Raw genomic sequence first — 14108 nt, forward strand, 5'->3', positions numbered from 1 at the left:
GATCTGTCAGTGAGTACGCGCCACAGCAAACTCGCTCAGCTCGACCAGTGCATCACGGTATTCGCTGGCCGGCAGCACTTCCAGGCACTGGATGGCACGCTTCACATAGTCACGCGCCAGCTCCGCCGTGTAGTTCAGCGCACCCGACTCTTCGACCGCCACGCGAATCTGCTCCAGGTCCTCCAGGCCACCCTTCTGGATCGCCTGGCGTACCAGTGCAGCCTGTTCGGCGGTGCCTTCGCGCATGGTGTAGATCAGCGGCAGGGTGGGTTTGCCTTCGGCCAGGTCGTCACCGACGTTCTTGCCCAGGGTCTGCGAGTCGCCCTTGTAGTCCAGCAGGTCGTCGACCAGCTGGAACGCCACGCCCAGGTGATCACCGAAGGTACGCAGGGCCTCGCGCTGTTCGTCGCTGGCTTCGGCCAGCGCGGCGGCGCTGTGGGTCGAGGCTTCGAACAGCATCGCGGTCTTGCCGCGAATGACCTCCATATAGACTTCCTCGGTGGTGCTGGCGTCGCGTACCCGCGACAGCTGCAGCACTTCACCTTCGGCAATCACACGGGTGGCCTTGGACAGGATCTGCATGACCGGCATCGAGCCCAGTTCGACCATCATCTCGAACGAGCGCGAATAGAGGAAGTCGCCCACCAGCACGCTCGGCGCGTTGCCCCACAGGGCATTGGCGGTGGAGCGGCCGCGGCGCATGCCGGACATGTCGACCACGTCGTCGTGCAGCAGGGTGGCGGTGTGCAGGAATTCGATGGTGGCAGCCAGCAGGCGCAGGTCGTCGCCCTCGCGGCCCAGGGCCTTGCCACACAGCAGCACCAGCAGGGGGCGCAGGCGTTTGCCACCGGCGGACGTGATATAGTCGCCGATCTTCGATACCAGCGGCACGCGCGAGGTCAGCTGCTTCTTGATGATCTCGTCGACGGCGCTGAAATCATCAGCCACCGCACGGTAGAAGGTTTGGGGTTGCATCGGCTGCTCCAGTGAGGTTGCGCGGCATGCTAGGTCGCGGGTCCCGGTGTGTCAAGGCGCGGTACCCGTGCGCCGGGGGCGGTACTTGCAAGCAAAACCGCGGTTGCGTACAATCGCGCACCCTAACTTCCTGGGCAGCACCTGCCTTACGCAATTGCGCCGGGCCGTTCCAGCCCTGTGCAGCCATGCCAGCCAATACTCATCATATAAAGCGCTGGGTGAGCAGGATTATCGGAGAAATACCATGTCTTACGCAGTAATCGTTACCGGCGGCAAGCAGTACAAAGTCGCTGAAGGTGAATTCCTCAAGATCGAAAAACTGGAAGTCGCCACTGGCGAATCCGTGACCTTCGATCGCGTCCTGCTGGTCGCCAACGGTGAAGAAGTCACCATCGGTGCTCCAGTTGTTGCTGGCGCTAAAGTAGTGGCCGAAGTCGTTTCGCAAGGCCGCCACGACAAGGTTCGCATCATCAAGTTCCGTCGTCGTAAGCACCACATGAAGCGTATGGGCCACCGCCAGTGGTTCACCGAGATCAAAATCACCGGTATCCAGGCTTAATCCCCTAGATCCCCTGAATTTATTTGGAGAATTGAACCATGGCTCACAAGAAGGCTGGTGGTAGTACTCGTAACGGTCGCGACTCAGAATCGAAACGCCTTGGCGTGAAGATGTATGGCGGCCAGGCTATCAAGCCAGGCAACATCATCGTCCGTCAGCGCGGCACCGAATTCCACGCTGGCTACGGTGTTGGCATGGGCAAGGATCACACCTTGTTCGCCAAGATCGAAGGCGTGATCAAGTTCGAGAAAAAAGGCGAGTTCATGCGCCGTTACGTGAGCATCGTCGCCGCTTAATCGCGACGTCGCTCCAGAAGCCCCGTCATGCGACGGGGCTTTTTCGTTTGTGGTGAGCCTCTTGCAAAGCTGTTTGTATGGGCTGCCGGCGTGGGTTTCTACGGTCGTACGGGGCCGCCGCGCTCAGTTTTGCAAGAGCCTCAGGTTTTTCAGGTATTCAACTCGCCAGCAGGCGAGAGGCGGTTTTGAATGAAGTTTGTTGACGAAGTATCCATTCGGGTCAAGGCCGGTGATGGTGGCAACGGTTGCATGAGCTTCCGTCGCGAGAAGTTCATCGAGAACGGTGGCCCTAACGGTGGTGACGGTGGCGATGGTGGCTCGGTGTACATGGTCGCCGACGAAAACCTCAACACCCTGGTCGACTATCGCTACACCCGTCACCACGAGGCCCAGCGTGGCGCCAACGGTGGCAGCACCGACTGCACCGGCAAGAAAGGCGACGACCTGTTCCTGCGCGTGCCGGTCGGCACCACCGTGATCGACGCTTCCACCCAGGAAGTGATCGGTGACCTGGTCACCCCGGGCCAGAAGCTGATGGTCGCCCAGGGCGGCTGGCACGGTCTGGGCAACACCCGTTTCAAGTCCAGCACCAACCGTGCGCCGCGCCAGACCACCCCTGGCAAGCCGGGTGAGCAGCGCGACCTGAAGATGGAAATGAAAGTGCTGGCCGACGTCGGCCTGCTGGGCCTGCCGAATGCCGGCAAGAGCACCTTCATCCGCTCGGTTTCGGCCGCCAAGCCGAAAGTGGCCGACTACCCGTTCACCACCCTGGTGCCGAACCTGGGCGTGGTCAGCGTCGACCGCTGGAAGAGCTTCGTCATCGCCGACATCCCTGGCCTGATCGAAGGTGCTTCCGAAGGTGCCGGCCTGGGTATCCGCTTCCTCAAGCACCTGGCGCGCACCCGCGTGCTGCTGCATCTGGTGGACATGGCGCCGCTGGACGAAAGCAGCCCGGCCGATGCCGCCGAAGTCATCGTCAATGAGCTGACCCGCTTCAGCCCGTCGCTGGCCGAGCGTGAGCGCTGGCTGGTGCTGAACAAGGCCGACATGGTCATGGAAGACGAGCGCGACGAGCGGGTCAAGGAAGTGGTCGAGCGCCTGCAGTGGGAGGGCCCGGTGTACGTGATCTCGGCCATCTCCAAACAGGGTACCGAAAAGCTCAGCCACGACCTGATGCGCTACCTCGAAGACCGCGCCGACCGCCTGGCCAACGACCCGGCCTATGCCGAAGAGCTGGCTGACCTCGACCAGCGCATCGAAGACGAAGCCCGTGCCCAGCTGCAGGCCCTGGACGACGCCCGTACCCTGCGTCGCACCGGCGTCAAGAGCGTGCACGACATCGGCGATGATGACGGTTGGGACGATGATTTCGAGGACGACGAAGACGGCCCGGAAATCATTTACGTGCGCGACTGACCGGTTGCAGTACACTAAACGCCGCTCCTTGGAGCGGCGTTTTTGTATCCACGGTATCTACAGATTCGACATAGGTTGGAAGAAGATGCGAAGCAAGGTGACGGGCGCCAAGCGCTGGGTCGTGAAGATTGGCAGTGCTCTGCTGACCGCCGATGGCAAAGGCCTCGACCGCGGTGCCATGGCCGTTTGGGTCGAGCAGATGGTCGCGCTGCGTGAGGCAGGCGTGGAGTTGGTACTGGTCTCCTCCGGGGCCGTGGCTGCCGGCATGAGCCAGCTTGGCTGGACCTCGCGACCGAGTGCGATGAACGAGCTGCAGGCCGCTGCCTCGATCGGCCAGATGCGCCTGGTGCAGGCCTGGGAGTCGAGCTTCGGCGAGCACGGCAAGCACACCGCGCAGATCCTGCTGACCCATGACGACCTGTCCGACCGCAAGCGTTACCTGAACGCACGCAGCACCCTGCGCACGCTGGTCGACCTGGGCGTGGTGCCGGTAATCAACGAGAACGATACCGTGGTCACCGACGAGATCCGCTTCGGCGACAACGACACCCTGGCGGCGCTGGTGGCCAACCTGGTCGAGGCTGACCTGTTGGTGATCCTCACCGACCGCGATGGCATGTTCGATGCCGACCCGCGCAACAACCCCGACGCCCAGCTGATCTACGAGGCCCGCGCCGACGACCCGGCACTGGACGCCGTGGCCGGCGGTACCGGTGGCGCCCTGGGTCGTGGCGGCATGCAGACCAAGCTGCGCGCCGCGCGCCTGGCCGCCCGTTCCGGTGCCCACACCATCATCATCGGTGGCCGCATCGAGCGCGTGCTGGATCGCCTCAAGGCCGGCGAACGCCTGGGGACCTTGTTGTCGCCCGAGCGCGGCATGCTTGCCGCGCGCAAGCAGTGGCTGGCTGGCCACCTGCAGACCCGTGGCACCCTGGTGCTGGATGCCGGTGCCGTGCAGGCGCTGCGCCAGGCCAACAAGAGCCTGTTGCCGGTTGGCGTGAAGACCGTACAGGGCAGCTTCCGTCGTGGCGAGATGGTGGTGTGCGTCGGCCCGGACGGTGTTGAAGTGGCCCGTGGCCTGGCCAACTACAGCGCGCTGGAAGCGCAAAAGATCATCGGCCAACCATCCGATGTCATCGAAAGCGTGCTGGGCTATATCGCCGAGCCGGAACTGGTGCACCGCGACAATCTGGTGTTGGTATGAGCCTGTTCAAGCGCGTGTTCGGTGTGGCGGCACTGGTGCTGCCAATGCTGGCCGGAGCTGAGGAGATCGGCCAGGTGTCCACCGTGTTCAAGTTCCTCGGGCCGAACGACCGTATTGTGGTCGAGGCGTTCGACGACCCCAAGGTCGAGGGCGTGACCTGCTACCTGTCGCGGGCCAAGACCGGCGGCGTGAAGGGTGGGTTGGGGCTGGCGGAGGACCGGGCGGAGGCATCGATTGCCTGTCGTCAGGTCGGGCCGATCAACTTCAAGGGTGAGCTGAAGGATGGCGAGGAAGTGTTCAAGGAACGCACCTCGCTGGTGTTCAAGACCATGCAGGTGGTGCGCTTCCTGGACAAGAAGCGCAATACGCTGGTGTACCTGGTGTACAGCGACCGCATGATCGAAGGCAGCCCGCAGAATGCGGTGACCGCGATTCCGATTCTGCCTTGGGCTCATTGATAGCCTGACAGATCCTGGGAGGCCTTCGGCCTCCTATCGCGACACAAGGCCGCTCCCACATTGATCGGCGTACACCGGACCTTTGTGGGAGCGGCCCCAATTACCTCAGGCCAATTCCTCGGCCTGATGATCCTCACGCACAACCGCCTTCACCTCATCCCGACGGCTGATGAACTTCCAGTCCGCCTCGTCGATGTAGATGCCATTCGGCCCGCTACCACCTTCCAGGTCGATCGCCACCCGCGCCGACACCTGCGGCTTCACGCTCGCCAGGATCGGCACGAAGCCCAGCTGCAGGCTGGTTTCCAGCAGCGCAGCCTGGTTGCGTTCGTCGATGTCCGCCGCTTCGTCCAGGTAGTACGGCAGGCGGATGCGCCCGGCCAGGTCGCGGTCCATCAGGTGCAGCAACAGGTACATGTTGGTCAGCGCCTTGATGGTCATGGTGGTGCCGTTGGATGCCGCGCCGTCGATGTCGGCATGGATCACCGGCTGGCCGTTGACCTTGGTGATCTCGAACGCCAGCTCGAACAGGTCCTTCAGGCCCAGCTGGTTGTGGTTGGCCGCCACCAGCCGTGCCAGGTATTCCTTGGCCTCTTCGTTCTTGTTGTCCTGCTCGGCGCTCTGGGTCAGGTCGAATACCGACAGGGTTTCGCCTTCTTCGTACTGGCCGGCGCTGTGGATGATCTGGTCGATATGCTTGAGCGCTTCCTTGTTCGGCGCCAGCACCACGCGGAAGCTCTCCAGGTTGGATACCTGGCGCCTGTTGATCTCGCGGTTGAACAGGGCCAGCTGGTGCTCGAGGCTGTCGTAGTCGCTGCGGATGTTGCGCAGGGTCCGGGCGATGTCGGTGACCGCGGCGCGGCGGGCCTTGGCCAAGGTCAGGGCTTCGTCGGTGCGGTGCGCATAGGCGTTCACCAGCAGCTGCAGGCGGCGTTCCATGTCGTCTTCGCTGTCGAACTTGGCCACGCCTTTCAGGCGCACCTGGGCGTACAGCGCCTCGATCTGGTTGTCCACCCGCTGCAGGCTCTGCCAGCTGTCCTGGTAGTCGTTGAGCAGTGGCAGCAGGTTGTCCATCGAGTCGTCGATGGCTTCCATGTACGGTGTGCCGTAGGGCAGGTCGGCCGGCAGCAGCTGGCGACGGCGCAGGGCGTCTTCCAGGGTGCGCTGCTTGGCCTCGAGGTCGCCGATCTGCCGGCCGACCAGCTGCAGCTTGGCCGACAGTTGCTGGACACGTTCGGTGAAGGCGTCGCTGGAGCGCTTGAGTTCGTCCTGGGCGGCTTCCAGCTGCGACAGCTGTTCCAGCTTCTCGGGCTCTTCGGCGGCCAGGGTTTCGCTGCGGCGGAAGTCTTCCAGCGCTTTCTGCGCGTCCAGAACTTCCTGGTACAGGGCTTCGGTCTGCGCCTTGGAGGCGGAGCGGTCGGCGGCCACGGCTTGCTGGGTCTTGAGCTGCTTCAGCTCTTTTTCCAGGCGCTCCTTCTGGTCGCGCAGGGCGGCACGGTCGGCCAAGGCCTGCAGCGCCGGTGGGTCGATGTGCGACAGGTCGATGGACAGGCCTGGGGCTTCGAAACGTTCGCCCTTGAAGCCGTCGAGCACCGCTTCCAGCGATTTTACCCACAGGTCGCTGTCGTCCAGTTCGATGCCACGGTCGCCCAGCGGCAGGCTGAACAGCGCGCCGTTGAACAGGCGCATAAGGCGGTCGACGTCCTGCTGCGAAAACTCTTCGCGCAGGCGGGCATAGCTGTTGTTGTCGGCGTGGTCGAGCTGCTGCTTGACTTGCTTCAGGCGCTTTTCCAGGTCGCGCACGCGTTCGTCCAGGTCTTCGGCGCTGAACTGCCGCGACTGGGCCAGGGCACCGGCCAGTTCGTCGTGGGCGTCCTTGGCCGCCAGCAGTTGCTGCTCCAGCACCTTGACGTCATCGACCAGGGCAAAGCGGTGCTTGAGCACCGACAGCTCGCCCAGCCAGCGCTGGATACCGGTGATTTCACGCTCCAGGCGCATCAGCTCCTGGGTGCCGCCGCGCTGGTCGTTCTGCAGGCGGTCCTGCTCGCCACGGTAGTGCTCGGCCTGGATCACCAGCTCTTCCTTGCGCGCCATGGCGTATTCCTGCCAGGTGCCCAGCAGGGTGTCGAGCACTGGCGAAATGCGGTGCAGCTTGCCGCGCAGGATGTCGCGCTGGGCCACGCCACCGGCCAGGGCCTCGACCAGCGGGCCGGCGGCGACCAGGGCGTTGTAGTCCTGCTCCATGCGGCGCACGTCACGGAAGGCTTCCTCGCAGGCGGCGATGTAGTCGACGCTGCCGGAGCGCAGGCTGTGCTCGAAGGCATCGAGGAACAGTTGCTTGAGCTTGGCGGCGGTGATTTCGCGCATGTGCAGCAGGTTGATGAACAGCGCGCGGAAGGTTTTCAGGCTTTGCTCGCTGGTCGAGCGCAGCGGGATCATGGTCAGGTCCAGCGGCACCGAGGTGTGGCCGCCGACCAGCAGACGACGCAGTTCATCCGGCTTCAGCTCGTAGGCCTTGATGCCGAGGCGCTCAAGGTTGGTGAACAGCTCTTTCTGGCGCAGGCAGGTGTCGTTCTTCTGGTAGTGGGCCAGGTCCAGTTCGCCCTTGTAGGCAAAGAACTGGTGGCCGAAACCGCCGCCCGGGCCGCGGCCAACCACGCCGATCACGTGCGGGCCGTGGGGCAGGCTCAGCTCGCAGAGAATGTACGAGGTGTCGCTGGCGAAGTAGAAGCGGCGCGACTGCTCGAGGCTGTACTTGCCGAAGCTCATGTCCGACATGCGCGCCAGGATAGGGAATTGCAGGGCGTTGATCGACGCCGATTTACCCAGGTTGTTGGCACCGTAGACCGACAGCGGGTGTTCCAGCGGGAACAGGCCAAGGCTGTAGCCGGCGGTGTTGAGCAGTGCGAAGCGGCGGATGCCGTAGCGTTCCTGGCTCATGCGTCAATCTCCTGTTGCTCTTCGCGGATGGCCCGGGCCAGGGCTTGCTCTTCGCTTTCCTCGCCCTCGAACGGGCTGAGGTCGAGCGGGTCGTCGGTGCGGTTGAGTTCTTCGGGGCTTTCTTCCTCGACCAGTACCGGGGTCGGCAGCGGCAGGTCGCTGTGCAGGGTGGCCGCCAGGTCGCGGTCCTGCTGCACGGCCAGGCACACGTCGAGGAAGCGGTGCATCGGTGGCAGGAAGCGGTAGATGCCGCCTTCCTCGAAGGCGAAGCCGAGTTGGGTCATGCGGCGCAGGATTTTTTCTTCCAGCTCGTCCACGGTCTGCACTTCGGCCTGCAGGAACAGGTCGCGGTACTTGTCCAGCAGCGAGGGCAGTTCGTCACGGCCGATGCTGCCGCCATCGAGCACGGCCATCGGGTCGCGGCCCTGGTCGGCCAGGTGTTCGACCAGGATGAAGGTGAACAGCGACAGGCGCTGCGCGGTCTTGTTGACCTGCGCGGCGGTCATGTCCGGCACGAAGTAGTAGAAACCACGGGTGTCGCACACCAGTTCGAAGCCCAAGGCCTTGAACAGGGTGCGGTACTGGTCCTGGAAGTTCGACAGCTGGGCGTACAGCTCGGGATCGCGGCGGCTGACGTGGAAGCCTTTGAACAGCTCGCGGAAGATCGGCGCGAGCTGGGACAGTTCGGAAAGATCAAGATGCATGGGCTGGGCTCGCGTTGGATTCGGTAGGCGCGCTGGCGGCGTCTTCGCGGCTGGAGGTCAGGGCGAACGAGCGCAGGCTGACCAGGTGTTCCTGGGTGATGTACTCGCGGCGGTCGAGGCGTTCGCGCTTGAAGCGCTTTTCCCGCGACAGGCGCGAGAACCAGTACAGCAGCTCGTCGGTGGCGCCTTCGGGTTCCTGCTCCAGCAACCAGACCATCAGGTCGGGCAGCGGCAGGGCCTGTTCGCAGCGTTCGGCCATTTCCTTGACCGTGCGCGGTGCACGGGGCAGGGCGCCGGACTGGGTCTTGTGGGCCTTGGGGAAGCGCGCCGGCTTGGGCTCGAAGCGGGCCAGGGCGTAGACATAGGCCTCGACCTGGCTGGCGCTGCCGAGGAAGGTGCTTTGCGGGCGGGTGAACATCGGCATGGCCGCTTGCGGCACGGCGTCGATGCCCTTGCGCCGGATCACCGACAGGGCCAGTGCGGCGCCACGGGTCACGGCGTTGTGCCGGCGGGCCTCTTCGCGCAGCGGCAGCAGCAGTTCGCGGGCGTGGCGCAGGGTCAGCTGGGCGCTGGTCTGCATTTCCAGGATGCGCGCGTGGGTGCGCAGCAGCATGTCGTCGTCGACCAGGTGGCCCAGGCGCGCCTGTTCACCCAGCAGCTTCAGCAGTACGGTCTCGACCTTGCGTACACCCTGTTCGAAGGCGCCGTCGGCGTTGACCAGCTGGATCATCGGCTCGACGTACTCGTCCCAGGTTGCCAGTACTTCGGCATAGCGCTGGCGCAGCGGGATCTGGCGGTTGCTGGTCTTGGCCCGCTCGGCCACGGCCACCAGTGCCTGCTCGTCGTTGTCGAGCTTCTTCAGTACATCGCGCACGCGCATGTCGAGCAGGCGCAGCTGGCGCGCCAGGTCGTCGCTGTCGCGGTTGTCGAAGGCGTCCTGGATATGCCCGGCCAGGCGTTCCAGGTGGCGCAGGTAGGCTTCGATCTCCAGGCACAGGCCCAGCCGGTGTTCGCGGCGCAGGTAGGCGAGGAAGTCGTGGATCTGCGCGTTGAGCTCGAAACGGTTCGGACTCTTGGCCACCGGGACCAGGATATCCAGACGGATCCACACGTCGAGCAGCTGGGTGATGTCCTGCGGGGTGCTCTCGACCTGCTGGCGGGCCACATGCTGACGCAATTCGACCAGGCTCAGGGTGCCCTGGTCGAATCGCTCGCACAGCGGCTCGATCAGGGCCCAGTGTTCGGCTAGGGCGCGCAGGACGCGCTTGGGTTCGATCATTGGCTTCGACTCGTTGCCAAGAAAAAGGGGGCGATTGTACTGCATCCGGGGGGGAGGTTTTCACCCCTTGGTCTGTAATGAGAGATATCCATCATCCTTGTAGGGGATTCACTGGCCCTTTCGCGGGTGAACCCGCTCCCACAGGTACTGCACAAGGCCCTGTGGGAGCGGGTTCACCCGCGAAAGGGCCGGTACAGGCAACAAAAATCCGCCGACCAGTTGCGGCACTCGAATGCCAACGGCGTTAGAATGGTCAATTGTCTCCACCCCTCGGAAACCCGCCCCTTGCTCACCGAACCCCGTCGCCGCGCCTACCTTTCCGCCATGCAAGTGGTGCACTGGCTGCCGCGCGCCGAACTGCCGTTCGCTGCACCGTCGCGCCCCGAGCTGCTGCTGCCGGTGGCGCCGGTCGAGGCCCCCGATTTCGACGTCAGGCCGGTACCGGCTGCCAACGAGGCGCCCGCCGCCCCTCAGGCCCGTTCCGGCGAGCGGCCGAAAATCGAGATTCCGCGCCCGGGCAGTGCGCCCAAGCCTGCCGCAAAGCCCGCCGAGACCGAGGAGCAGGCCGCACCACCGCGCCCGGCCCCGGTGCCGCCCCCGCGCTTCTCGCTGCAGTTGCTGCGCGCTGGCAGTTGCTTGCTGCTGGTTGAACTGGCCACCGGCCAGCCGTTCCAGAGCCGCGATCCGTCCTATCTGCTGCTCAAGGACATGCTGCGCGCCGCCGGCCTGCCCGATGCCCCGCAGATCATCGGCGAGCCGGTGCGCTGGCCGCTGCTGGTGCGCGGCAACATGGACCAGGGCCCGGAGGCTGCGCGCGATTTCGTCCAGGGCTTTGTCCAGGCGCGCCTGGAGGACGCCCCGTGCACCTGCCTGTGGCTGATCGGCCTGCCGGCGCTGCGCTTTGCCGCCAATGCCGATGGCGATGCCTATTACCAAACCCTGAAGCTCGAGGGCCTGGGCGAAGCCTGGGCCTTGCCGGGCCTTGAACTGTTGATGGACGAGCCGCAGCGCAAGGCGGACGTCTGGAAAGCCATGCGCCAGCTGATGGCGCGCTGGAAGAGCGTTGAATGAGTGACTCGATCAGTTTCCGCCCGATGACCGAGGCGGATCTGGATGCCGTACTTAAGATCGAATATGCCGCGTTCAGTCATCCCTGGACCCGAGGTATCTTTCAGGATGCGCTCAAATCGTACGAAGTCTGGCTGATGTTCGACGGTCAGCAGCAAGTGGGCCATGGCGTGATCAACGTGATCATCGACGAGGCACATCTGCTCAACATTACCGTCAAACCGGAAAACCAGGGCCGCGGGCTGGGCCTGCGTCTGCTCGAACACCTGATGGCCCGGGCCTACCAGCTCAATGGCCGCGAATGCTTCCTGGAAGTGCGCGCCAGCAACCAGTCGGCCTACCGCTTGTACGAGCGCTACGGCTTCAACGAAATCGGCCGCCGCCGCGACTATTACCCGGTTGCCGGCGGCCGCGAGGATGCGCTGGTGATGGCCTGTACCCTGCTCGAAGACTGAGCAGGCCTGCACGGGCCCCTTCGCGGGCGTACCCGCGAAGAGACGGTATGCCGGTCACAGGTCCTGCGGCTGAGCCTCTATCGGCTTGGCCAGGTCGCGCAGGCTTCGGGTCACGCTGCCGGTATTGCATTTGGCTGCCGCCTGTTCTGGCGTGTACTTGCGCACGGTGCGGAAGAACAGCTCGCAGGTCTGTTTCTTCTGCGTCACCTGCCACTTGGTCGAGCAGGCGTCCAGCGTCAGCTTGGCATCGGCCCGTTGATTGCGCCCCATCCCCGCCTGCCAGCATGCCGCGGTCAGGTCCTGCCCCATCATTTTCAAGCCGGCGGCATTGGCTGCATCCTCGTTGCCACCGTGGCTGTCCTTGTTCGCCGCGTACCAGATGGCGCTGGGGTGGTTGGCGCCCAGCACCGGCACCTTGGCCCCTGGCTGCGGGCTGATGCTGACCAGGCCCAGCACATCCACCTGCGGCCCGTACTGTTGCTGGATCCAGCTGCGTACCGGCGCGCCGAAGGCCACCATCGGCAGGGGCCTGGCGGGGTTCTGCAGGGTCATCTCGCTGACCATGCGCAGCTGGTAGTCCTTGAAGTAGCTGTAGGTGTCCTTCAGCGCTTCGCCCGCGCTGGCCGGTGCGGCGATGGGGGCGATATCGATGATGGTCTGGTAGGCCGGGGTCTGGCTGGCGTCGACGCCGTTGAATGTCAGCAGCTCGGCCCAGCGGTCGGTGGTGTTGGAGCGCAGGTAGTCCTGGGCCTGGGTCAGTGAGTAGTCCGGCGGGAAGTGCAGCAGTTCGATACTGCGGCGGTTCTGCAGGGCCATGCCCAGTGGCAGGAACAGGTACCAGTCGTAGGACCATTTGCCGTCCTTGTTCAGCCGGGTGGCCCCCTGATAGGCCAGTTCACCGCTGTCGAGCAGCTTGCGCAGCGGCTTGGCATAGCTGGCGGGTACACCACTGATGGTTGCGTGCAGGCGGTCATTGTCGCGGCTTACATGCACCTGGGCGGCGGCATGGCCGTCGCGGCGTACGCTCTGGGTCAGGTAGTGTTCGACGGTTTGCTCCAGGGTCCAGTCGCGATAACAGATCACGTGGCAGTTGTTGGGGAAGGCGAAGAGGCGGGTAACGCGCTGGGCGTCGCCCAGGTCGATGCGCGCGTCGGCGGCGGCAAGGCCGCTGAAGGCCAGGGCGGCGAGGCTCGGTAAGGCAATCTTGTGCATGCTTAACTCCTTGTTGGGCGCTGCCGTGTTCGGCAGTGTTGCACATACTGTGGCAGGGAGAGCAGGGATGAAAAGGGCTGGATGGCTGGCGCTGGCACTGGGCATGCTGTGTGCTGCAGCGCAGGCCGATGAGCGTGATCTGTGGTTGTTCGCGCAATGGGCCGGGGACCATCAGACCCGGCCGTTTCGCGAGATGCTGGTGGATGCGCGCCTGTATGGCGTGGTACCGATCCATCAGTTGCTGCGTTCGGCCTCGGACTGGAAGCTGTGCCACGCGTCACCCTTCGCCGTGCCACCTGCCAGCAACTGGCCTGCAGTGCGCTCGACGCTCTCGCTGATCAAGACGCTCGACGACCAGGGCATCCTGCGCCAGTTCGAGGTGGTTTCGGCCTACCGCGACCCACGCCTGAACGTCTGCGCCGGCGGGGCAGCCAACAGCGCCCACACCCGTGCCTTCGCCGTCGATATCCTGCTACCCGCCTGGGCGGACCCCAACCCGCTGTGCCGTTTCTGGCAGCAGTATGGCCAGGCCTGGAACATGGGCCTGGGGCGCTATCCGTCCGGGCGTATTCATGTAGATACCGCGGGTTACCGCACCTGGGGTGGTGATGGCCGTTCGGGTTCGTCGTTCTGTATCAAGCCCAGCTGAGCCAGGCAGCCCCGGCATTCGCCCATCACCCATGCGGCGAAGCGCTGGCGCCTGCCGCCGTCTTCCAAGGGCTGCGGGCTGAGCAGGTGGTAGGCCGAGCCGTCGCGTACAAAGCCGAATGGCGCTTGCAACTGCCCGCTGTCGAGTTCGTCACGCACCATCAGGGCTGAGGCCATGGCCAGGCCCAGGCCGGCGCTGGCAGCCTGAATCGACAGGTAGAAATGCTCGAAGTCGCTGCGCTCGGTGTGCCGAGCCTGCTGGCCGCTCAGGCGCAGCCAGGTGGGCCAGGCCCCGGGGCGGGTGGCGCTGTGCAGCAGGCGTTGGCCTTCAAGCTGGATGGGGGAGGTGGGGTGACACACCGGGCCGATCCATTCGTCGCAGATTTTCTGGTTGTACAGCTGCTTGTCCCAGTGGAAGTCGTCGCGGCGAATTGCCAGGTCGACACCGCTGCGGGCGAAGTCCAGGGGCCCGCCTGCGGCCACCAGGTGCAACTGCAGGTCGGGGTGGGCGGCATGGAAGCGGGGCAGGCGGGGGATCAGCCAGCGCATGGCAATGGTCGGTTCGCACGACAGCACCAGCACGTTGTCGCGGGCCTGTTGCTGCAAACGCTGCACGGCGCCTTCGAGCTGCTCGAAGATCGCCTGGGTGGTGCCCTGCAAGGCGCGACCGGCAGGGGTGAGGAAAATGGCCCGGTTGCGGCGCTCGAACAGCTCCACGCCAAGGCTTTCTTCAAGCAGGCGCACCTGGCGGCTGACCGCGCCGTGGGTGACGTGCAGGTGCTCGGCGGCGCGCACGAAACTCTCGGTTTTGGCGGCGATGTCGAAGTAGCGGAAGGCGTTGAGTGGGGGCAGTTTCATGGCATCCCTGGTTGCCTGTACCGGCCTCTTCGCGGG

General features: G+C 64.7%; 14 protein-coding genes. 8 read left to right on the top strand and 6 right to left on the bottom strand.

The annotated features are described in order from the left end of the window. Positions 1 to 6 precede the first annotated feature (6 nt). On the bottom strand, positions 7 to 975 hold the full coding sequence (locus ACIQYU_RS00510; protein WP_207832344.1) for a polyprenyl synthetase family protein: 969 nt from the start codon (positions 973 to 975) through the stop codon (positions 7 to 9). Between the two features lie 244 nt (positions 976 to 1219). Here ACIQYU_RS00510 and rplU point away from each other — a divergent pair, with 244 nt between their 5' ends. The 5 genes from rplU to ACIQYU_RS00535 all read left to right on the top strand — a co-directional run bounded on the left by rplU (position 1220) and on the right by ACIQYU_RS00535 (position 4908). Continuing rightward, positions 1220 to 1534: a 50S ribosomal protein L21 gene (gene rplU / locus ACIQYU_RS00515; protein WP_003247466.1), complete on the top strand. Its 315-nt coding sequence runs from the start codon at positions 1220 to 1222 to the stop codon at positions 1532 to 1534. Positions 1535 to 1572: 38 nt separating this feature from the next. Beyond that, positions 1573 to 1830: a 50S ribosomal protein L27 gene (gene rpmA / locus ACIQYU_RS00520; RefSeq protein WP_046616804.1), complete on the top strand. Its 258-nt coding sequence runs from the start codon at positions 1573 to 1575 to the stop codon at positions 1828 to 1830. Between the two features lie 189 nt (positions 1831 to 2019). After that, a complete protein-coding gene (gene cgtA / locus ACIQYU_RS00525) occupies positions 2020 to 3246 on the top strand; it encodes an Obg family GTPase CgtA (protein ID WP_063911188.1) in 1227 nt (408 codons plus the stop codon). Between the two features lie 85 nt (positions 3247 to 3331). Continuing rightward, entirely contained in the window at positions 3332 to 4450 is a 1119-nt protein-coding gene (proB, locus tag ACIQYU_RS00530) for a glutamate 5-kinase (RefSeq protein ID WP_063911189.1), read from the top strand. Further along, positions 4447 to 4908 (top strand): CreA family protein, encoded by a 462-nt coding sequence (locus ACIQYU_RS00535; protein WP_233693826.1) that lies wholly within the window; start codon positions 4447 to 4449, stop codon positions 4906 to 4908. The genes proB and ACIQYU_RS00535 overlap by 4 nt, the downstream gene beginning before the upstream one ends. Positions 4909 to 5013: 105 nt before the next feature. Here the strand turns inward: ACIQYU_RS00535 and mksF are convergent, their stop codons facing one another. From mksF to mksB, 3 genes are read right to left on the bottom strand one after another with little or no spacing between them, the layout of a single operon-like run. Beyond that, entirely contained in the window at positions 5014 to 7848 is a 2835-nt protein-coding gene (gene mksF, locus ACIQYU_RS00540) for an Mks condensin complex protein MksF (protein WP_063911190.1), read from the bottom strand. Continuing rightward, positions 7845 to 8552, bottom strand: coding sequence for an Mks condensin complex protein MksE (gene mksE / locus ACIQYU_RS00545; RefSeq protein WP_063911191.1), 708 nt, complete (start codon positions 8550 to 8552; stop codon positions 7845 to 7847). The genes mksF and mksE overlap by 4 nt, the downstream gene beginning before the upstream one ends. Further along, positions 8542 to 9831: an Mks condensin complex protein MksB gene (mksB, locus tag ACIQYU_RS00550; protein WP_024086237.1), complete on the bottom strand. Its 1290-nt coding sequence runs from the start codon at positions 9829 to 9831 to the stop codon at positions 8542 to 8544. Before mksB ends, mksE begins: the two co-directional genes overlap by 11 nt. Before the next feature lie 285 nt (positions 9832 to 10116). On the opposite strand from mksB, the gene ACIQYU_RS00555 reads away from it, so the two are divergent. Together ACIQYU_RS00555 and rimI are read left to right on the top strand one after the other, a co-directional pair. Continuing rightward, positions 10117 to 10902: an energy transducer TonB gene (locus ACIQYU_RS00555; RefSeq protein ID WP_207832348.1), complete on the top strand. Its 786-nt coding sequence runs from the start codon at positions 10117 to 10119 to the stop codon at positions 10900 to 10902. Then, positions 10899 to 11354, top strand: a complete 456-nt coding sequence (gene rimI / locus ACIQYU_RS00560; RefSeq protein WP_046616794.1) for a ribosomal protein S18-alanine N-acetyltransferase — start codon at positions 10899 to 10901, stop codon at positions 11352 to 11354. Before ACIQYU_RS00555 ends, rimI begins: the two co-directional genes overlap by 4 nt. Positions 11355 to 11408: 54 nt before the next feature. Here rimI and ACIQYU_RS00565 read toward each other — a convergent pair whose 3' ends face one another. Then, complete coding sequence (locus ACIQYU_RS00565; RefSeq protein ID WP_207832350.1) at positions 11409 to 12566, bottom strand: hypothetical protein; 1158 nt, start codon at positions 12564 to 12566, stop codon at positions 11409 to 11411. 67 nt (positions 12567 to 12633) lie between these two features. Here ACIQYU_RS00565 and ACIQYU_RS00570 point away from each other — a divergent pair, with 67 nt between their 5' ends. Further along, positions 12634 to 13215 carry a D-Ala-D-Ala carboxypeptidase family metallohydrolase gene (locus ACIQYU_RS00570; RefSeq protein WP_207832351.1) on the top strand — a complete coding sequence of 194 codons (582 nt, stop codon included), beginning with the start codon at positions 12634 to 12636 and terminating at the stop codon, positions 13213 to 13215. Here the strand turns inward: ACIQYU_RS00570 and ACIQYU_RS00575 are convergent. Further along, positions 13155 to 14072: a LysR substrate-binding domain-containing protein gene (locus tag ACIQYU_RS00575; protein ID WP_233688087.1), complete on the bottom strand. Its 918-nt coding sequence runs from the start codon at positions 14070 to 14072 to the stop codon at positions 13155 to 13157. The genes ACIQYU_RS00570 and ACIQYU_RS00575 overlap by 61 nt on opposite strands. Between the last annotated feature and the right edge of the window lie 36 nt (positions 14073 to 14108).

It is taken from the genome of Pseudomonas sp. NPDC096925 (genome assembly GCF_044762545.1).
Classification (GTDB): domain Bacteria; phylum Pseudomonadota; class Gammaproteobacteria; order Pseudomonadales; family Pseudomonadaceae; genus Aquipseudomonas.